The organism is Streptomyces sp. NPDC006487 (genome assembly GCF_042870555.1).
In the GTDB taxonomy this organism is placed as follows: Bacteria; Actinomycetota; Actinomycetes; order Streptomycetales; family Streptomycetaceae; genus Streptomyces.
Genome location: NZ_JBIAHN010000011.1, coordinates 187784 through 206950, shown reverse-complemented (window position 1 = coordinate 206950; position 19167 = coordinate 187784). Strand labels below are relative to the sequence as shown.

General features: G+C 72.1%; 19 protein-coding genes. 16 read left to right on the top strand and 3 right to left on the bottom strand.

The features are described from left to right. Positions 1-69 precede the first annotated feature (69 nt). The 7 genes from rplQ (at position 70) to glmM (ending at position 7242) form a co-directional block, all read left to right on the top strand. Positions 70-534 carry a 50S ribosomal protein L17 gene (gene rplQ, locus ACFYM0_RS20785; RefSeq protein ID WP_069921530.1) on the top strand — a complete coding sequence of 155 codons (465 nt, stop codon included), beginning with the start codon at positions 70-72 and terminating at the stop codon, positions 532-534. Between the two features lie 103 nt (positions 535-637). Further along, positions 638-1489 (top strand): tRNA pseudouridine(38-40) synthase TruA, encoded by an 852-nt coding sequence (gene truA / locus ACFYM0_RS20780; protein ID WP_327254489.1) that lies wholly within the window; start codon positions 638-640, stop codon positions 1487-1489. Between the two features lie 70 nt (positions 1490-1559). Next, a complete protein-coding gene (locus ACFYM0_RS20775; protein ID WP_388503382.1) occupies positions 1560-3179 on the top strand; it encodes an ABC-F family ATP-binding cassette domain-containing protein in 1620 nt (539 codons plus the stop codon). 66 nt (positions 3180-3245) lie between these two features. Then, positions 3246-4505 carry a glycosyltransferase family 87 protein gene (locus ACFYM0_RS20770; RefSeq protein ID WP_388503379.1) on the top strand — a complete coding sequence of 420 codons (1260 nt, stop codon included), beginning with the start codon at positions 3246-3248 and terminating at the stop codon, positions 4503-4505. Between the two features lie 234 nt (positions 4506-4739). After that, complete coding sequence (gene rplM / locus ACFYM0_RS20765; protein ID WP_112447734.1) at positions 4740-5183, top strand: 50S ribosomal protein L13; 444 nt, start codon at positions 4740-4742, stop codon at positions 5181-5183. 46 nt (positions 5184-5229) lie between these two features. Beyond that, the gene (gene rpsI, locus ACFYM0_RS20760; protein WP_243333386.1) at positions 5230-5751 is read left to right on the top strand and encodes a 30S ribosomal protein S9; all 522 of its coding nucleotides are present in this window, start codon (positions 5230-5232) and stop codon (positions 5749-5751) included. Positions 5752-5883: 132 nt separating this feature from the next. Further along, positions 5884-7242 (top strand): phosphoglucosamine mutase, encoded by a 1359-nt coding sequence (gene glmM, locus ACFYM0_RS20755; protein WP_388503376.1) that lies wholly within the window; start codon positions 5884-5886, stop codon positions 7240-7242. Positions 7243-7315: 73 nt separating this feature from the next. Here glmM and ACFYM0_RS20750 read toward each other — a convergent pair whose 3' ends face one another. Further along, positions 7316-8269, bottom strand: coding sequence for a DUF389 domain-containing protein (locus tag ACFYM0_RS20750; protein WP_388503373.1), 954 nt, complete (start codon positions 8267-8269; stop codon positions 7316-7318). Between the two features lie 43 nt (positions 8270-8312). Beyond that, positions 8313-9326 (bottom strand): type I pantothenate kinase, encoded by a 1014-nt coding sequence (coaA, locus tag ACFYM0_RS20745; RefSeq protein WP_388503370.1) that lies wholly within the window; start codon positions 9324-9326, stop codon positions 8313-8315. A 351-nt stretch (positions 9327-9677) separates the two neighbouring features. Between coaA and ACFYM0_RS20740 the strand changes: the two genes are divergently transcribed. From ACFYM0_RS20740 to ACFYM0_RS20705, 8 genes are all read left to right on the top strand, one after another. Then, on the top strand, positions 9678-10451 hold the full coding sequence (locus tag ACFYM0_RS20740; RefSeq protein ID WP_388503368.1) for a hypothetical protein: 774 nt from the start codon (positions 9678-9680) through the stop codon (positions 10449-10451). Positions 10452-10573: 122 nt separating this feature from the next. Then, positions 10574-12424 (top strand): glutamine--fructose-6-phosphate transaminase (isomerizing), encoded by a 1851-nt coding sequence (glmS, locus tag ACFYM0_RS20735; RefSeq protein WP_388503366.1) that lies wholly within the window; start codon positions 10574-10576, stop codon positions 12422-12424. Between the two features lie 78 nt (positions 12425-12502). Beyond that, on the top strand, positions 12503-12871 hold the full coding sequence (locus ACFYM0_RS20730) for a holo-ACP synthase (protein ID WP_388503364.1): 369 nt from the start codon (positions 12503-12505) through the stop codon (positions 12869-12871). A 35-nt stretch (positions 12872-12906) separates the two neighbouring features. Beyond that, entirely contained in the window at positions 12907-14304 is a 1398-nt protein-coding gene (locus tag ACFYM0_RS20725; protein WP_388503362.1) for an NAD(P)H-hydrate dehydratase, read from the top strand. A 240-nt stretch (positions 14305-14544) separates the two neighbouring features. Beyond that, positions 14545-15681: an alanine racemase gene (gene alr / locus ACFYM0_RS20720; RefSeq protein WP_388503359.1), complete on the top strand. Its 1137-nt coding sequence runs from the start codon at positions 14545-14547 to the stop codon at positions 15679-15681. A 14-nt stretch (positions 15682-15695) separates the two neighbouring features. Further along, on the top strand, positions 15696-16841 hold the full coding sequence (locus tag ACFYM0_RS20715; protein ID WP_388503358.1) for an alpha/beta fold hydrolase: 1146 nt from the start codon (positions 15696-15698) through the stop codon (positions 16839-16841). Beyond that, entirely contained in the window at positions 16825-17346 is a 522-nt protein-coding gene (gene tsaE / locus ACFYM0_RS20710; RefSeq protein WP_388503355.1) for a tRNA (adenosine(37)-N6)-threonylcarbamoyltransferase complex ATPase subunit type 1 TsaE, read from the top strand. The genes ACFYM0_RS20715 and tsaE overlap by 17 nt, the downstream gene beginning before the upstream one ends. A gap of 150 nt (positions 17347-17496) precedes the next feature. Then, a complete protein-coding gene (locus tag ACFYM0_RS20705) occupies positions 17497-17688 on the top strand; it encodes a hypothetical protein (RefSeq protein ID WP_388503352.1) in 192 nt (63 codons plus the stop codon). Between the two features lie 103 nt (positions 17689-17791). Here ACFYM0_RS20705 and ACFYM0_RS20700 read toward each other — a convergent pair whose 3' ends face one another. Beyond that, entirely contained in the window at positions 17792-18349 is a 558-nt protein-coding gene (locus tag ACFYM0_RS20700) for a hypothetical protein (protein WP_388503351.1), read from the bottom strand. Between the two features lie 146 nt (positions 18350-18495). Here ACFYM0_RS20700 and tsaB point away from each other — a divergent pair, with 146 nt between their 5' ends. Beyond that, on the top strand, positions 18496-19158 hold the full coding sequence (tsaB, locus tag ACFYM0_RS20695) for a tRNA (adenosine(37)-N6)-threonylcarbamoyltransferase complex dimerization subunit type 1 TsaB (RefSeq protein ID WP_388503348.1): 663 nt from the start codon (positions 18496-18498) through the stop codon (positions 19156-19158). Positions 19159-19167: the final 9 nt, after the last annotated feature.

Sequence of the window (19167 nt, the reverse complement as noted above, 5' to 3'; positions counted from 1 at the left end):
CGGCGTCCGCCCCGGGGGAACTGACACCGGTACCTGACACGGCCGGTGCAGATATGAAGGAGTATGACCATGCCGCGTCCCGCAAAGGGTGCCCGTCTGGGCGGCAGCGCCGCGCACGAGAAGCACCTCCTCGCGAACCTCGCGAAGGCGCTCTTCGAGCACGGCCGCATCACCACCACCGAGGCCAAGGCCCGTCGCCTGCGTCCCTACGCCGAGCGTCTGGTGACCAAGGCCAAGAAGGGCGACATCCACAACCGTCGCCTGGTGCTGCAGACGATCACGGACAAGAGCATCGTGCACACGCTGTTCACCGAGATCGCCCCGCGCTACGAGAACCGCCCCGGTGGTTACACGCGCATCACCAAGATCGGCAACCGTCGTGGCGACAACGCCCCGATGGCCGTGATCGAGCTGGTCGAGGCCCTCACGGTCGCCCAGCAGGCCACTGGTGAGGCCGAGGCCGCCACCAAGCGCGCCGTGAAGGAGGCGGAGGCCACTGAGGCTCCCGCCGCCGAGGAGACCAAGGAGGCCTGATCCCTTCCGGGATCACGCTGAATGGCTCTGAACGGGCCCGCCCCCTTCCGGGGCGGGCCCGTTCTGCATGGGTGCAGAAGACGCAGCTGAGAGGATCTGTCACGTGAGTGACGAGGTGGAGCCCGGGCACGTCCGGGTCAGGCTGGACCTGAGTTACGACGGCAAGGACTTCTCCGGCTGGGCGAAGCAGCGCGTGCTGCGGACCGTCCAGGGAGAGCTGGAGTCTGCCCTGCAGACCGTGATGCGGCTGCCCGACCCGGTGGAGCTGACCGTGGCCGGCCGGACCGACGCGGGCGTGCACGCGCGCGGACAGGTCGCGCAGTTCGACGTGCGGGACGAGGTCTGGGCCGAGCACCGGGACAAGCTGCTGCGCCGCCTCGCCGGGCGGCTGCCGCATGACGTACGGGTGTGGAAGGCCGCCGAGGCCCCCGCCGGGTTCAACGCGCGGTTCTCCGCGATCTGGCGCCGCTACGCCTACCGCGTCGGCGACCACCAGGCCGGGGTGGACCCGCTGCGCCGCGGCCACGTGCTCTGGTACCAGTGGCCGCTCGACGTGGACGCCATGAACGAGGCCGCAGCCGCTCTGGTCGGGGAGCACGACTTCGCCGCGTACTGCAAGAAGCGCGAGGGGGCCACGACGATCCGTACGCTCCAGCAGCTCAGCTGGGAGCGGGACGCGGAGGGCATCATCACCGCGACCGTCCGCGCCGACGCCTTCTGCCACAACATGGTGCGCTCGCTGGTCGGCGCCCTGCTGCACGTGGGCGACGGCCACCGGACGACCGACTGGCCCGGGAAGGTGCTGGCCGCGGCCGTACGGGACTCCTCGGTGCACGTGGTCAAGCCGCACGGGCTGACGCTGGAGGAGGTCGGCTACCCCGCCGACGAGCTGCTGGCCGCCCGGAGCAAGGAAGCACGGAACCTGCGGACGCTGCCGGGAGCCGGCTGCTGCTAGGCCGCGTCCCCTCCCCGTACCCGGCTAATCCGTTTGGGCGGATCGGCGCCGGACCTGGACAATGCCCGGCATGGGACATCTCGAAGCCAGCCACCTGGAGTACTACCTTCCCGACGGGCGGGTCCTGCTCCCCGACGTCTCCTTCCGGGTGGGGGAGGGGTCGGTCGTCGCCCTGGTCGGGGCGAACGGGGCCGGCAAGACCACGCTGCTGAAGATGATCTCCGGTGAGCTCCAGCCGCACGGCGGCTCGGTCACCGTGAGCGGCGGGCTGGGCGTGATGTCGCAGTTCGTGGGCTCGGTCCGCGACGAGACGACCGTACGGGACCTGCTGGTCTCGGTGGCACAGCCGCGGATCCGGGAGGCCGCCAAGGCCGTGGACCGCGCCGAGCAGCTGATCCTCACGGTGGACGACGAGCCCGCCCAGATGGCCTACGCGCAGGCGCTGAGCGACTGGGCCGACGTGCAGGGGTACGAGGCGGAGACGCTGTGGGACGTCTGCACGATGGCCGCGCTGGCGATCCCGTACGACTCGGCGCAGTTCCGCGAGGTGCGCACGCTCTCGGGCGGTGAGCAGAAGCGGCTGGTCCTGGAGGCGCTGCTGCGCGGGCCGGACGAGGTGCTGCTGCTCGACGAGCCGGACAACTATCTGGACGTCCCGGGCAAGCGGTGGCTGGAGGAGCAGCTGGCGGCCACCCGCAAGACGGTGCTGTTCGTCAGCCACGACCGGGAGCTGCTGACCCAGTCCGCCGAGAAGATCATCAGCCTGGAGGCGAGCCCGAACGGCTCGGACGTCTGGGTGCACGGCGCGGGCTTCGCCACCTTCCACGACGCCCGCAAGGAGCGCTTCGCGCGCTTCGAGGAACTCAAGCGGCGCTGGGACGAGGAGCACGCCCGGCTGAAGGCCCTGGTGCTGCGACTGCGCGGCCAGGCGGCGATCAGCCCGGACATGGCCTCGCGGTACCACGCGATGCAGACCCGGTTCAAGAAGTTCGAGGAGGCCGGTCCGCCGCCCGAGCCGCCGCGCGAGCAGGACATCAAGATGCGGCTCAAGGGCGGCCGTACGGGCGTGCGCGCGCTCACGGTGGAGAACCTGGAGCTCACCGGTCTGATGAAGCCCTTCTCCCTGGAGGTCTTCTACGGGGAGCGGGTCGCGGTCCTGGGCTCGAACGGCTCCGGAAAGTCTCACTTCCTGCGCCTGATGGCGGGGGAGGACGTCAAGCACACGGGTACGTGGAAGCTCGGCGCCCGCGTGGTCCCCGGCCACTTCGCGCAGACCCACGCCCACCCGGAGCTGTTCGGCCGCACCCTCGTCGACATCCTGTGGACGGAGGCGGCGAAGCCGCTCGGCCAGGCGATGGGCGCGCTGCGCCGCTACGAGCTGGAGCGCCAGGGAGAGCAGGCCTTCGAGCGGCTCTCGGGCGGCCAGCAGGCGCGTTTCCAGATCCTGCTGCTGGAGCTGGCGGGGACCACGGCGCTGCTGCTCGACGAGCCCACGGACAACCTCGACCTGGAGTCGGCGGAGGCGCTGCAGGACGGGCTGGAGGCGTACGACGGCACTGTGCTGTGCGTCACGCACGACCGGTGGTTCGCCCGCACATTTGACCGTTACCTGGTCTTCGGTTCAGACGGTGTTGTGCGAGAGACTACGGAACCCGTCTGGGACGAACGTAGGGTCGAGCGGAAGCGCTAGGGGGAGACCACCCCCGGCTTGGGTCGAGGGGACTTCGTTGTGGGGCTGCGGCCGAGTGTCTGGGTCATGAAGTGGGACAGCCCGTCCTCCTGGGACCGGGGGGTGGCCTGGCTGCTGCGGCCGGCCCCCCGGTCCTGGCGGTTCGTGGGGCTGGTCATCCTGCTGTCGGTGGCCGTCTCGGCGAGCCTGCGGGTCAACTGGGGCTCGGACAACGCCTTCGTGGTCAAGGCGGCCGACGCGCTGCTCGCCGGGGTGTCCCCGTACGAGGACAAGCGGTTCCTCTACCTGCCCAGCGCCGTGATCATGGCGATTCCCGAGGCCCTGCTGCCGGCGCCGCTGCTGCGCTGCGTGCTGCCGCTGGGGATGACCGGGCTCGTCGGGCTCGGCTGGTGGGCCTCGCTGCGGCTGTTTTCCGTACCGGTGCGCTCGCGGCTCGCGGTCGGCGGCTTCGGGCTGTTCGCGCTGGCCTACAAGCCGTACATCAACCTCGTGCTGATCGGGAACTGGACGGCCATCTCGGCCGCCGCCCTGCCGGTGGCGCTGCTGCTGGCACACCGCAAGCACTGGGCCGCGGCCGGGCTGGTCGTGGGACTCGCCATCGCGTGCAAGCCGATGCTGGTGCCGGTCGGGCTGCTCTTCCTGCTGGCACGGCAGTGGCGGGGGCTGGCCCTGGCGGTGGGCGTGCCGGTGGGGCTGTCGCTGGCGGGGGCGCTGATGATGCCGCACCCGATGCTGTTCTTCACCAAGACCCTGCCCTTCCTGCTGCAGGGCCAGGATTCCTACGCGCTGCCCTGGGACGCCTCGCCGATCGCCGCGCTGCCCCGGCTGGGGGTGCCGGCGCCGCTGGCGGTGGCGCTGGCCTTCGCGGGGGCCGGGTGCGGGCTGTGGGCGACCTGGCGGCGCTGGCGCAGGCCGGTCGAGGCGGACGGTGACGCGGGCGAGCTCAGGCTGGTGGAGACGGCCTGCATGGTGATGCTCGCCGCATTCCTGGTGTCCCGGCCCTCCTTCGACCACTACCTGATCGTGGTGCTCCCGCTGCTGCTGGCATCGGGGGTGCGGCCTGGTTCGATGCCGCGCTCGCCCTGGTTCTGGGTGGCCCTGGTGCCCCAGACCGCGGGCATCCCGTGGCCCTCGGAGTTCGAGGCCAAGAGGCGGGCATTCAGGGACATGGTGACCCTGTGCGCGCTCGCCGGACTGCTGGCGCGTCGAGCACTGCGCCCGATCCGGGTTACTCTGGAACTCGTACGAACTACGGGGTCCCCACCCAGGACCGAACCGGAGTGCGCCGCGACCCCCGTGCAGACGGGATCGCGGACCGCGTTTTGACCCTTCCAGGTCTTCAGGGGTACCCTGCTGGTTCGTTATGCGTATTGGCTTGCTCATTCTCACGTGAATTTGCCTTACGCCGGTCCACCGGGCCGATGACCAGCGGTACACACGGGTTGCGTCTCCGATGTGAACCAGGGCTGTCGTGATCGTCCGTGGTGACCCATGTCAGGACCCGTCCCTCGGGCTCACCCCCCGGGGATGACCCACCACTGAAGAAGCGAAGGCATACGCGTGCGTACGTTCAGCCCCAAGCCCGGCGACATCTCGCGCCAGTGGCACGTCATCGACGCCCAGGACGTTGTCCTCGGCCGTCTGGCGACCCAGGCCGCTACCCTCCTGCGGGGTAAGCACAAGCCGACTTACGCCCCCCACATGGACATGGGCGACTTCGTCATCATCATCAACGCCGACAAGGTTCACCTGTCCGGCAACAAGGCGACCCAGAAGATGGCGTACCGCCACTCCGGTTTCCCGGGTGGTCTGCGTTCGGTCCGCTACGACGACCTCCTGGCGAACAACCCGGAGAAGGCCGTCGAGAAGGCCATCAAGGGCATGATCCCCAAGAACACCCTGGGCCGTCAGATGCTCTCGAAGCTGAAGGTCTACTCGGGCGATGTGCACCCCCACGCTGCCCAGCAGCCGGTGCCGTTCGAGATCACCCAGGTCGCGCAGTAGTTCCGGCCACCACACCCCCTAAGACAAGAAACTTCTGAGGAGCATCGTGGCCGAGACCACCGCCGAGACGACCCCCGTCGAAGAGTTCGAGGGCAACGTCGAGGAGTACACCACCGAGACTGCGGACGTAGTCGAGGGTGACTACACGTCCGAGTCCCTTGCCGGTCGCTTCGGTGACCCCCAGCCGGCCGCCGGCCTGGGCCGTCGCAAGAACGCCATCGCCCGCGTCCGGATCGTTCCGGGCACCGGCAAGTGGAAGATCAACGGTCGCACCCTTGAGGACTACTTCCCCAACAAGGTGCACCAGCAGGAAGTCAACGAGCCGTTCAAGCTGCTCGAGCTCGACAACCGCTACGACGTCATCGCCCGCATCTCGGGTGGCGGCGTGTCCGGCCAGGCCGGCGCCCTGCGCCTCGGTGTGGCCCGTGCGCTGAACGAGGCGGACGTGGACAACAACCGCCCGGCGCTGAAGAAGGCCGGCTTCCTCTCCCGTGACGACCGTGCGGTCGAGCGCAAGAAGGCCGGTCTCAAGAAGGCCCGTAAGGCTCCGCAGTACAGCAAGCGTTAATCTCGCCTGCTGTTCAGCACGAATCCGCCCCGGCAGCACTCTCTGTGCTGCCGGGGCGGTTCGTTTACCGCCAAAAGCGGCAAATAATTGGCACAACTGCTCATAGCGAAGTGTGAACTCGGGAGGACAACAGTGGGACGACTCTTCGGGACGGACGGTGTACGAGGCGTTGCCAACGCGGATCTGACGGCCGAGCTCGCGCTCGGCCTCTCCGTGGCGGCCGCGCACGTACTGGCCGAGGCCGGGACCTTCGCTGGTCACCGGGCCACCGCGGTGGTGGGCCGGGACCCCCGGGCCTCGGGCGAGTTCCTGGAGGCCGCAGTCGTCGCCGGCCTCGCGAGCGCGGGCGTGGACGTCCTGCGCGTCGGTGTGCTGCCCACCCCGGCGGTGGCGTATCTCACCGGTGCGCTGGGCGCCGACCTCGGCGTCATGCTTTCGGCCAGCCACAACGCCATGCCCGACAACGGCATCAAGTTCTTCGCGCGCGGCGGTCACAAGCTCGCCGACGAGCTGGAGGACCGGATCGAGGCGGTCTACGAGGACCACCGCACGGGTGCTCCCTGGGACCGCCCGACGGGCGGCGGCGTCGGCCGCGTCTCCGACTACACCGAGGGCTTCGACAAGTACGTCGCCCACCTCATGGGTGTCCTGCCCAACCGTCTCGACGGCCTCAAGGTCGTCCTGGACGAGGCGCACGGCGCGGCCGCCTACGTCTCGCCCGAGGCCTTCACCCGGGCCGGCGCGGAGATCGTCACCATCGGTGCCGAGCCCGACGGCCTGAACATCAACGACGGCTGCGGCTCCACCCACCTCGGTCTGCTGAAGCAGGCCGTCGTCGAGCACGGCGCCGACCTCGGCATCGCGCACGACGGGGACGCCGACCGCTGCCTCGCCGTGGACGCGAACGGCGAGGAGGTCGACGGGGACCAGATCCTCGCGGTGCTGGCGCTGGCGATGCGCGAGTCCGGGCACCTGCGCGAGGACACCGTCGTCGCCACCGTGATGTCGAACCTGGGCTTCAAGCTGGCCATGGAGTCCGAGGGCATCAACGTCGTGCAGACCGGCGTCGGCGACCGGTACGTCCTGGAGTCGATGAAGGAGCACGGGTACGCGCTGGGCGGCGAGCAGTCCGGCCACGTGATCATCCTCGACCACGCCACCACCGGTGACGGCACCCTGACCGGCCTGATGCTGGCGGCCCGGATCGCGGCCACCGGCACGCCGCTGGCGGAGCTGACCGGGGTCATGACGCGGCTGCCGCAGGTGCTGGTCAACGTCCCCGACGTGGACAGGTCGCGGGTCACCACCTCGGGCGAGCTGGCCGCGGCCGTCGCCGACGCGGAGCGGGAGCTGGGCACGACCGGGCGCGTACTGCTGCGTCCGTCGGGCACGGAGCCCCTCGTGCGCGTCATGGTGGAGGCCGCCGACATCGAGCAGGCCCGCTCGGTCGCGGGGCGCCTCGCGGACGTCGTGAAGTCGGCGCTCGGCTAGGTCCGCCCTCCCGTGACGACAGCGGCCCCGCGCTACGAACCTTCGTAGCGCGGGGCCGTTCTCGTACGGGGGCTCAGGCTTTGGCCGGCGTCCGCCGCCTCCAGCGGCCCCGCTGGGTGCGCCACAGGAGCTTCTGGCAGAGCAGGGTCAGGACGCCGGCCAGCATGATGCCGAAGAGGTTCAGCAGCAGCTGCTCCATCGAGCCCCACATCTGGCCGAACTCGCCGTAGCCGAGGGCCACGGCCGCGTTGGCGGCCGCCGGCACCGTGGTCACCGAGATCGCGACCCCGACCAGTGCGCCGGACTTCGCCGAGGTCAGGGAGAGCACCCCGGCCACGCCGGCGAGCAGAGCCACGACGAACGAGAACAGGTCCGGCTGCCAGATGAAGCTGGTGTTGGGGCGGGGCTTGTCGAGCATTTCGGGGTGGAACAGGCCGAGTGCGTCCATGACCAGGGTGAAGACGGTGGTCGCGACCATCGCGGCGGCGAAGCCCACCAGCAGGGCGATCAGCGAGCGGGCGGCCGGCTTGGGGGCGCGCTGCACCAGGGCGGTGCAGACGCCCGCGAGGGGCCCGAACTCCGGGCCGACCGCCATCGCGCCCACGATGAGGATGGCGTTGTCGAGGACCACGCCGCAGGCCGCGATCATCGTCGCGATGATCATGAAGGCGCTGTAGGTGATGGTGAGGGTGGACTCCTCGTGCGTCGCCTCGCTCAGCTGCTCCCACAGGACGGCGTCGGCCGCCTCGCCCGGAGCCTCCTCCTCGGCCCGGTCGGCACGGTCCGAGAGGGACAGGTCGATGTTCTCGACCGCGATCGACCCGTCCTTGTCGATGCCGAGGTCCCGGAGCTCGCTCAGGAGCTCGTCGCCCGCCTCGCGCGCGACGTCGCACAGCACGATGTCGCCCGGGGGGATGCGGGCGGCGCCGGGCAGCACGGCCAGATGGGTGGTGCCGACCGTCCCCTCGACGATCCGGACCACGGCGTCGGTCCGGTCCGACGGAACGATCATCCGTAGATGCAGCATGGCCGCACCCTAGCTTCCCGCGGCCACTGGTTTCCCGTGGCGCTCAGAGCTTGCGCAGACTCAGCTTCTGCACCTTGTGGTCCGGGCCCTTGCGGACGACGAGGGTGGCGCGGCCGCGGGTCGGTGCCACGTTCTCCAGCAGGTTGGGCTTGTTGATGGTCCGCCACATCGTCTGCGCGTACTCCAGCGCCTCCTCCTCGGAGACCTGGGTGTACTTGCGGAAGTAGGAGAAGGGGTTCTGGAACGCCGTCTCGCGGAGCTTGCGGAACCGGTTGAGGTACCAGCGCTCGATGTCCTCGGGGCGGGCGTCCACGTACACGCTGAAGTCGAAGTAGTCGGCGAGACCGACCCGGGTGCGGCCGTCCTTGCCGGGCATGGCGGGCTGCAGGACGTTGAGCCCCTCGACGATCAGGATGTCGGGACGGCGTACGACGAGCTCCTCGCCGGGGACGATGTCGTAGATCAGGTGGGAGTAGACGGGGGCCTTGACCTCGTCCTTGCCCGCCTTGATGTCGGCGACGAAACGGGTCAGCGCCCGGCGGTCGTAGGACTCCGGGAACCCCTTGCGGGCGGTCAGCCCGCGCCGCTCCAGCTCTTTCATCGGGTACAGGAAGCCGTCGGTGGTGACCAGCTCCACGCGCGGGTGCTCCGGCCAGCGGGCCAGCAGCGCCTGGAGGAGGCGGGCCACCGTGGACTTGCCCACGGCGACCGAGCCGGCGACCCCTATGACGAAGGGGGTGCCCTGCTGCGCGCCGTGGCCGTTGCCGGCGTCGCCGAGGAAGGTGTTGAGGGTGCCGCGCAGATTGCTGGTGGCGCCGACGTACAGGTTCAGCAGGCGGGAGAGCGGCAGGTAGACGTCGCGCACCTCGTCGAGGTCGATGACATCGCCCAGTCCGCGCAGCTGCTCGACCTCGTCGGCCGTCAGCGGGAGCGGGGTCCGCTCGCGCAGGGCGCTCCACTCCGCACGGGTGAGGTCTACGTACGGGGAGGCCTCGTGGCCCCGGCGGCGCGTGGGATGCGCGGCGTGCTCGGGGTGCCGGGCCTGCTGGGCCCGCATAGGGTCCTCAGGTCCGTCGGGGCGCTCCGTTGCGCGGTCCGGCGTGCTTCGTGGCGGCGAAGAGATCACAGGGCCATTGTCACGGGTGACGGGCCGCCGTGGGTGGTGTGGTCGGTCACGTGGAGTGGGGTCTTATGGCCCGGGGTGAGTGGGTTGTACGGGGAGCGGTCTCGATTGGAGGGATCTGCGGTATCGGCGGGGTCACGATGCGTGCGGCGCGCGAGTAATGGAGCGGCGGCCGTGCCGGAGTCCCCTTACGGTGTTGATCACCGCAGCTCTGGAGGGCGCCCCTCTTTCGGGGGCGCAGCCGCGTGCTGCCCATTCGCTGATCGTCCCGTGGGGGGAAACACCGTGCGTACCGCACTCGTCCGCCGTACCGTCCTGTCCGCTTCGGCCCTGTCCCTGGCGCTGCTCGCCACTGCGTGCGGCAGCTCCGGCACGACCGACGCGAAGGACGACACCAAGCCGTCCGCGTCCGCTCCGGCGGCGCCCGCCGCGCAGGCGAAGGCGAAGACGGACGCCGAGCTCGCCGGCCTGCTCGTGGCGCAGGCGGACCTGCCGGACCACGTCCTCAAGGGCGCCACCCCCGAGGAGGCCAAGGCCGGCGCCGGGGCCACCAGTGACAAGCCCGCGTGCGTCCCGCTGGTCAAGGCGCAGTCCATGGCCGCGCAGGGCGCCGGCACCGGCACCGCGCGGGTCAAGGCCGTGGGCAAGCCGAAGGAGGCGGCCGCGGACGCGAGCCCCGAGGAGAAGGCGAAGGCCGCGATGCAGGCCCTCGGCTCGACCGCCACCGCCGTCACCCTGGAGTCGTTCGAGGGCACGGGCGCGGCGGAGGCCTTCGCCTCGCTCAAGAGCGCGGGTGCGGCGTGCGCCGCCGGCTACACGGCCACTCAGGACGGCGAAACGGGCAAGGTCACCAAGGTCGCCGCCGGTACCCCCGTGACCGGTGGGGACGAGGCGCTCGCCTACACGGTCGTGGGTGACGCGGACGGCTCGCCGTTCACGACGCAGCTCGTGGTCGTGCGCCAGGGCAACACCCTCGCCACCTTCTCCGCCATCAGCCTGACCGGTACCGCCGAGCAGCCGACGGCCGTCGTCGCGGCGCAGGTCAAGAAGCTCGCCTGACGACTCGTCCGGCGTGCCCGTTCACGCACGCGTCCACCCCGCCCCGGCGAATGCGCCGGGGCGGTTTTTTCGTCCGGTTCAGGTACCGGGCGCGGAGCCAACTACGGCGTACCCTGCGGCTTATGTGCGGAATCGTGGGTTACGTGGGAGCGCAGTCGGCGCTCGATGTGGTCATTGCCGGACTCAAGCGGCTGGAGTACCGCGGCTACGACTCGGCGGGTGTAGCCGTGCTCGCCGACGGGGAACTCGCCGCCGTCAAGAAGGCCGGCAAGCTGGTCAATCTGGAGAAGGAGCTGGTCGGGCACCCGCTGCCGGCCGGTTCCACGGGGCTCGGACACACCCGGTGGGCCACCCATGGGGGGCCCACCGACGTCAACGCCCACCCGCACCTCGACAATTCGGGGCGCGTGGCCGTCGTGCACAACGGGATCATCGAGAACTTCGCCGCGCTGCGGGCCGAGCTCGCCGAGCGCGGGCACCGGCTGGAGTCCGAGACGGACACCGAGGTCGTGGCGCACCTTCTGGCCGAGCGGTTCGAGGGCGCCGGCGGGGACCTGGCGGAAGCGATGCGGCAGGTCTGCCGACGGCTCGACGGGGCCTTCACCCTGGTCGCCGTGCACGCCGACGAGCCGGACGTGGTGGTCGGCGCGCGCCGGAACTCCCCGCTCGTGGTGGGAGTCGGGGAGGGCGAGAACTTCCTCGCCTCGGACGTGGCCGCCTTCATCGCGCACACCCGGTCCGCGATCGAGCTGGGCCAGGACCAGGTCGTCGAGCTGCGCCGCGACGGGGTCACGGTGACCAACTTCGACGGCACGGCCGCGGACGTGCGGGCGTACCACGTGGACTGGGACGCCTCGGCGGCCGAGAAGGGCGGCTACGACTACTTCATGCTCAAGGAGATCGCCGAGCAGCCGAAGGCCGTAGCCGACACCCTGCTGGGCCGGATCGACGCGAACGGCCTGCTGACCCTCGACGAGGTGCGCATCCCCGACTCGGTGCTGCGCGAGGTCGACAAGGTCGTGATCGTCGCGTGCGGTACGGCGTACCACGCGGGCATGATCGCGAAGCTGGCCATCGAACACTGGACCCGCATCCCCTGCGAGACGGAGCTGGCCAGCGAGTTCCGCTACCGCGACCCGATCCTGGACCAGCGGACGCTGGTGATCGCGATCTCGCAGTCCGGCGAGACGATGGACACCCTGATGGCGCTGCGCCACGCGCGCGAGCAGGGCGCCAAGGTGCTGGCCGTCTGCAACACGAACGGCTCGACGATCCCGCGCGAGTCGGACGCCGTGCTGTACACGCACGCCGGACCCGAGGTGGCCGTCGCCTCGACCAAGGCGTTCCTGACGCAGCTCGTGGCCTGCTACCTGGTCGCCCTCTACCTCGGGCAGGTCCGGGGCACGAAGTGGGGCGACGAGATCCGCTCCGTGATCAGGGAGCTGTCGGACATCGCCGCGGCGGTGGACACCGTACTGGAGACCATGGAACCGGTACGGGAGCTGGCGCGGTCGCTCGCCGACAAGAACACCGTGCTGTTCCTGGGGCGGCACGTCGGCTACCCGGTGGCGCTGGAGGGTGCGCTCAAGCTCAAGGAGCTGGCGTACATGCACGCCGAGGGCTTCGCGGCGGGCGAGCTCAAGCACGGGCCGATCGCGCTGATCGAGAAGGACCTGCCGGTCGTGGTCGTCGTACCGTCGCCGCGCGGGCGCTCGGTGCTGCACGACAAGATCGTGTCCAACATCCAGGAGATCCGGGCGCGCGGGGCGCGGACCATCGTCATCGCCGAGGAGGGGGACGAGGCGGTGGTCCCGTACGCCGACCACCTCATCCGCATCCCGGCCACTCCGACGCTGCTCCAGCCGCTCGTGGCCACCGTGCCGCTGCAGGTGTTCGCGTGCGAACTGGCGACGGCGCGCGGCAACGAGGTGGACCAGCCGCGTAACCTCGCCAAGTCGGTGACTGTGGAGTGAGCGCAGCGAACGGAGCAGGCCACCGGCGGTCGAGCACCGTGGTGACCGTGGAGTAGTGGCCCAGTTGGAGCTGTTGTTGTGATTATCGGCGTCGGAATCGACGTGGCGGAGATCGAGCGGTTCGGCGCGGCGCTGGAGCGCACGCCGGGCCTGGCCGGGCGATTGTTCCTCGACGCGGAACTGACCCTGCCGGGCGGCGAGCGGCGCGGGACCGCCTCGCTCGCCGCCCGGTTCGCCGCCAAGGAGGCGCTCGCCAAGGCGCTCGGCGCGCCCGGCGGGCTGCTGTGGACCGACGCCGAGGTGTACGTCGAGGAGACCGGGCAGCCCCGCCTGCGGGTGTCGGGCACGGTGGAGGCGCGGGCCCTGGCGCTGGGCGTGAAGTCCTGGCACATCTCCCTCAGCCACGACGCGGGCATCGCCTCCGCCGTGGTCATCGCCGAGGGATAGGCCGTCCCGGCGCCTCCTTCGGGCAGGCTGGTGCCATGCGTACTGCTTACACCGTGGAGACCGTACGGGCCGCCGAGCGCGAGCTGATGGCCCGGCTGCCCGAAGGCACCCTGATGCAGCGGGCGGCGGCCGGACTGGCCGCCGTCTGCGTCCGGTTGCTGCCCCGCGTGTACGGGTCCCGCGTGGTGCTGCTGGTCGGCCCGGGGGACAACGGCGGCGACACCCTCCACGCGGGCGCGAAGCTGGCCCGGCGCGGGGCCGGGGTGACGGCCGTCGCGATGGATCCGCAGCGGTTGCACGCGGGCGGACTGGCCGCCCTGCGGGCCGCCGGCGGCCGCCTCGAAGCGGCCGTGCCCGAGCGGGCCGACCTGGTGCTCGACGGGCTGGTCGGCATCGGCGGCCGGGGCGCACTGCGGCCGGCCGCGGCCGCGCTGGTGGAGCGGATCCCGGCGGGCGCGGTGGTGGTCGCGGTGGACCTGCCCAGCGGGGTGGACGCGGACACCGGGGAGGTGGCCGGAGCGGCCGTCACGGCGGACGTGACGGTGACCTTCGGGGCGTACAAGCCGGGGCTGCTCATCGACCCGGGGGCCTCGCGGGCGGGGGCGCTGCACCTGGTGGACATCGGGCTGGCTTTCGGGGCTCCTGAGACGGAGGCCCTGCAGCACGCCGACGTGGCCGGGCTGCTGCCGGAGCCGACGGCGTCGAGCGACAAGTACCGGCGCGGCGTGCTCGGGATCGTCGCCGGGTCCGCGCGCTACCCGGGCGCCGCGGTGCTCGCGGTGGCGGGGGCGCTGCGGGGCGGCGCGGGCGCGGTGCGCTACGTGGGGCCGCCGGCGGTGGCGGACGCCGTGCTGGCCCGGTACCCGGAGACGCTGATCGGAACCGGCCGGGTCCAGGCCTGGGTGGTCGGGCCCGGGCTGGGCGACGAGGGCGGCCCGGAGGTGCGGGAGGCGCTGTCGCAGCCGGTGCCGGTGCTGGTGGACGCGGACGGGCTGCGCGGGCTGGACCCCGGGGAGCTGCGGGCCCGGGCGGCCCCGACCCTGCTGACCCCGCACGCGGGGGAGGCGGCGGCGCTGCTGGGGCTCGCACGGGAGAGCGTCGAGGCGGGCCGGCTGGAGGCCGTGCGGGGGCTCGCGGAGCGGTACGGGGCGGTGGCGCTGCTGAAGGGGTCCACGACCCTGATCGCCCCGGCCGGGCCCGGCCCCGTCCGGGTGAACCCGACCGGGACCCCGTGGCTGGCCACCGCCGGGAGCGGGGACGTGCTGTCCGGGCTGGCCGGGTCCCTGCTGGCGGCCGGCCTGCCGGCCCTGGACGCCGGGTCGGTGGCGGCGTACCTCCACGGCCTGGCGGCCCGCCTCGCGGGCGGCCCCCTCCTGGCGCACCAGGTGGCCGAAGCCCTGCCGCGGGCGTGGCGCGATGTCGCCGGCCGCTAGGTCGTCTCTTTCGGATCTTGCCGGGCGGCGCGGGCCAGGCAAGATCCGAAAGAGACGGCCTAGGCCCGGAGCTCGGGTGCCGGGCCGTAGCAGGGTGCGGCGCCGTTTCCGGGGGCGCTGCCCCCGGACCCCCGCGCCTCCAACGACGGCGGGGCTGGATTTGCCCGCGGCCGGTCTGCGCGTGAGGGCGTGGCCCTGCCTGTTCGGCCCGGTGGGCGGGGCTCTGAGAGACTGTGGGGGATGAACGAGACAGCCGCGCGCGTGTACGCCGAGATCGATCTTGACGCCGTCCGGGCGAACGTACGGGCCCTGCGCGAGCGGGCCCCCCGCTCCGCCCTGATGGCGGTCGTCAAGGCGGACGCCTACGGGCACGGGGCCGTGGCCTGCGCCAAGGCCGCCCAGGAGGCCGGCGCGAGCTGGCTCGGGACCGCCACGCCCGAGGAGGCCCTCGCGCTGCGCGCCGCCGGGATCGAAGGGCCCGTCATGTGCTGGCTGTGGACCCCCGGCGGACCCTGGCGGGAGGCCGTCGAGGCGGGTATCGACGTGTCCGTCAGCGCGATGTGGGCCCTCGACGAGGTACGGGAGGCCGCCCGCGCCACCGGACTGACGGCCAGGATCCAGCTGAAGGCCGACACCGGCCTCGGCCGCAACGGCTGCCAGCCCGCCGACTGGGAGGCCCTGGTGACCGCGGCCGTCGCCGCCCAGTCCGAGGGGACCGTCCGCGTCACCGGCGTCTGGTCGCACTTCGCCTGCGCCGACGAGCCCGGACACCCCTCCATCCAGCTCCAGCTGACCGCCTTCCGCGACATGCTCGCGTACGCGGAGAAGGAGGGCGTCGAGCCCGAGGTCCGGCACATCGCCAACTCGCCGGCCACCCTCACCCTCCCCGAATCCCACTTCGATCTCGTCCGCTGCGGCCTGGCCGTCTACGGGGTCTCGCCCGCGCCCGAGCTCGGCACCCCCGCCCAGCTCGGCCTGCGGCCCGCGATGACCCTGAAGGCCACGGTCGCGCTGGTCAAGACCGTGCCGGGCGGGCACGGCGTCAGCTACGGACACCACTACGTCACCGAGCGGGAGACCACCCTCGCGCTGATCCCCGCGGGCTACGCCGACGGCGTCCCCCGGCAGGCGTCCGGGCTCGGCCCGGTGCTCGTCGGCGGCCGCATCCGCACCGTCGCCGGGCGCGTGGCCATGGACCAGTTCGTGGTCGACCTGGACGGGGGCCACGCCCGCGCCGGCGACGAGGCCGTCATCTTCGGGGACGCGGAGCGCGGTGAACCCACCGCCGAGGACTGGGCTCGAGCGGCGCACACGATCGCCTATGAGATCGTCACCCGTATCGGGGGCCGGGTCCCCCGCGTGTACCTCGGCGGCTGAGTGAGGACGGCGGCGTGAGCGAGAACTGGCGCAAGGCGGGCTGGGCGGGCGCTGCCATCGGCGTGATAGCCGCCGGAGCGGCGGCCGGGGTCGCCGTCGAACGGATCACCGTCGGCCGGGGCATGCGCATGAAGGCGCGCCTGGCTCTCGACGCGACCGGGGACTACGGATCCCTGCGCGGAGCCCCCGGCACCGCGCGGGCCGAGGACGGCACCGCGCTCTACTACGAGGTCGACGAGCTGCCCGAGGAGGGCAAGCGGCGCCGGCTGCGCCGCAAGGCCCCGCTCCGGCCGACCGTGGTGTTCTGCCACGGCTACTGCCTGGCCCAGGACTCCTGGCACTTCCAGCGCGCCGCCCTGCGCGGCGTGGTCCGCGCCGTGTACTGGGACCAGCGCAGCCACGGCCGCAGTGCGCGCGGCCTGGCCCAGGCCGACGGCGAGCCGGTCACCTTCGAACAGCTCGGCCGCGACCTGAAGGCCGTCATCGACGCCGCCGCTCCCGAAGGCCCGCTGATCCTGGTCGGTCACTCGATGGGCGGGATGACCATCATGGGGCTGGCCCAGGAGTTCCCCGAACTGATCCGGGACCGCGTGGCCGGCGTGGCCCTGGTCGGCACCTCCAGCGGCCGGCTGGACGAGGTCACGTACGGGCTGCCCTCCCTGGGCTTCAGCACGGTACGGCGCCTGCTGCCCGGGGTGCTCAAGGCGCTCGGTTCCCAGGTGGAACTGGTGGAGAAGGGCCGCCGGGCCACCGCCGACCTGTTCGCCGGGATGGTCAAGATGTACTCCTTCGCCTCGCGCGACGTCGATCCGGGTGTCGCCCGGTTCGCCGAGCGGCTCATCGAGGCCACGCCCATCGACGTGGTCGCCGAGTTCTACCCGGCCTTCCAGGCGCACGACAAGACGGCCGCCCTCCAGCGGTTCGCGGACATCCCCGTCACCGTCATCGCCGGGGACCGCGACATGGTCACCCCGCCGGAGCACAGCCGGGCCATCAAGGAGGCGCTGCCCTCCGCCGAGCTGGTCGTCCTGGAGACCGCCGGGCACCTGATGATGCTGGAGCACCCGGACACCGTGACCCGGCTCCTCATGGAGCTGCTCGCGCGCACCGGGACGGTGTCCGCAGCGGCTAACGTTGGCGGGCATGGAAGAAGTACCTGACACGGAAACGCACGTCACCGTCGGCTCGCCCGACGCCATGCAGGACCTCGGGCGCCGGATCGCCGGGCTGCTGCGCCCCGGCGACCTCGTCCTGCTGACCGGGGAGCTCGGCGCCGGGAAGACCACCCTGACCCGCGGCCTCGGCGAGGGCCTGGGCGTGCGCGGGGCCGTGACCTCGCCGACCTTCGTGATCGCCCGGGTCCATCCCCCGCTGACCGGCGGTCCGGCGCTGGTGCACGTGGACGCGTACCGGCTGGGCGGCGGGCTGGACGAGATGGAGGACCTGGACCTCGACGTCTCGCTGCCCGAGTCCGTCGTCGTCGTGGAGTGGGGCGACGGCAAGGTCGAAGAGCTGTCCGACGACCGGCTGCACGTGGTGATCCGCCGGGCGGTGGGCCACGAGGAGGTCCTGGACGACGTGCGCGAGGTGACGGTCCGCGGGATCGGCACGCGCTGGTCGGCCGGGGCGGGTCTGGAGAGCCTCGCGGGCGTCCTGTCGGAGTAGGCGCGGCGCCTTCGCGGCGCGGGCGCGGCGAGAAACGTTCCGACAAGTCGTCGGGAAGATATTGCGCGGGCGGCGGGGCGCGTGGTCACATGGTACGGAGGGCTGGTTAGGCGTACCTAAGTACGGGCTGGCCCCGGCCAGGAGGCAGCCATGTCGGCAACAGGAGCAGCGGGCGTCCCCCGCCCGTCCGCCGTGTCCATGGGGGCGCTGCTCGCCGCGGGCGCCGCCGCCAGCGCCGTGTCGACACCGCCCGCGCGCGAGCGCTCCGTACCGGACCCCGATCCCGCGGGGGAAGGGACGGAGGACGGCGAACAGGCCGCCCCGGAGTCCGAAGCGGCCTGAAACGGAGGGACCGCCTGACGGCGCAGTCCCCGTACGAGTGAATTCGGCGTGTCGGGACGGGCCGGCAGCCCGGGCCGCGCGGCCGGGTCGGGGGAGGACGACGTCAGGGGACGACGACGACCTTCGAGCCGATCGTCGCGAAGGCCCACATCGCGTTCCCGTCCGCGCGCAGCATGCGGACACCGCCGGTCTTCTTGGCCGGATCGGGCGCCGGCAGGGTGTTGTCCACGCGGGCGCTGAAGCCGACCGTGACCCCCTGCGGACTCGCGAACCGGACGACGTGCTCGATCGGCACCCCGTCCGAGCCGGTCACCGCGCCCGTACGGCCGCCCACCGTGTAACGGCCGGGCGCCGGGTGCACCGTGCTCGGCACCACCGCGAAGGACTTGGGCTCGCCGGTGGGCCCCACCAGCCACACGCGCTTGGCGCTCAGGGAGTACACGACACGGACCCCGGTGCCGGAGCCGGCCGGAAGGGCCACGGGCTTCGCCGGGTCCGTCTTGGCGGGCCCGGAGTCGCTCGGAGCGGGCACCGGGCTCTGCGCGGAGGCCTTCGGCGGAAGCGCGGGAGCGGAGGCGGAGGCCTGGTAGCCGAGGAAACCGACGACGGCGAGCGCCGTGACGGTGAGCCCGGCCACGATTCCCGAGCTGCTGCGTGCCACCTTGCTCCACCTCTCCGCATGGTCAGTCGATGCCAGTCGGATGCCAGGCGGACGATCACACCCCGACACCTGGTCCGAAGGTAGCAGCAGGGGTGCCCGCAGACCGGCCGCAAGGGCCGGGGGCCCCGGAGTCGTAGGCTGTTCGCGTGCTCTTGCTCGCTGTAGATACCGCCACGCCCGCCGTCACCGTCGCCCTGCACGACGGCGAGTCCGTCCTCGCCGAGTCGAACCAGGTCGACGCCCGCCGCCACGGGGAGCTTCTGCTGCCCGCCGTCGACAAGGTCCTCGCCGAGGCGGGGGTCACGCTCGAAGCCGTCACCGGCATCGTCGTCGGGGTCGGCCCCGGCCCCTACACGGGACTGCGCGTCGGCCTCGTGACCGCGTCCACCTTCGCCGCCGTCCTCGGCGTGCCCGTCCACGGGCTGTGCACCCTCGACGGGCTGGCCTACGCGGCCGGTGCGGCCGGGATCGAGGGCCCCTTCACCGTGGCCACCGACGCCCGGCGCAAGGAGGTCTACTGGGCGCGTTACGAGGACCCCCGGACCCGGGCCGGCGAGCCCGCGGTGGACCGGCCGGCCGACATCGCCGAGCGCGTCGCCGGACTGCCCGCCGTAGGCCAGGGCGCGCACCTGTACCCGGAGGTTTTCACCGACGCGCGGGCCCCCGAGCACCAGAGCGCCGCCGCGCTGGCCGCGCTGGCCGCGGAAAGACTGGCGGCGGGGGAGGCCTTCCTGCCCCCGACGCCGCTCTACCTGCGCCGGCCCGACGCCGAGGTGCCCAAGAACTACAAGGTGGTCACCCCGCAGTGACAGCCACCT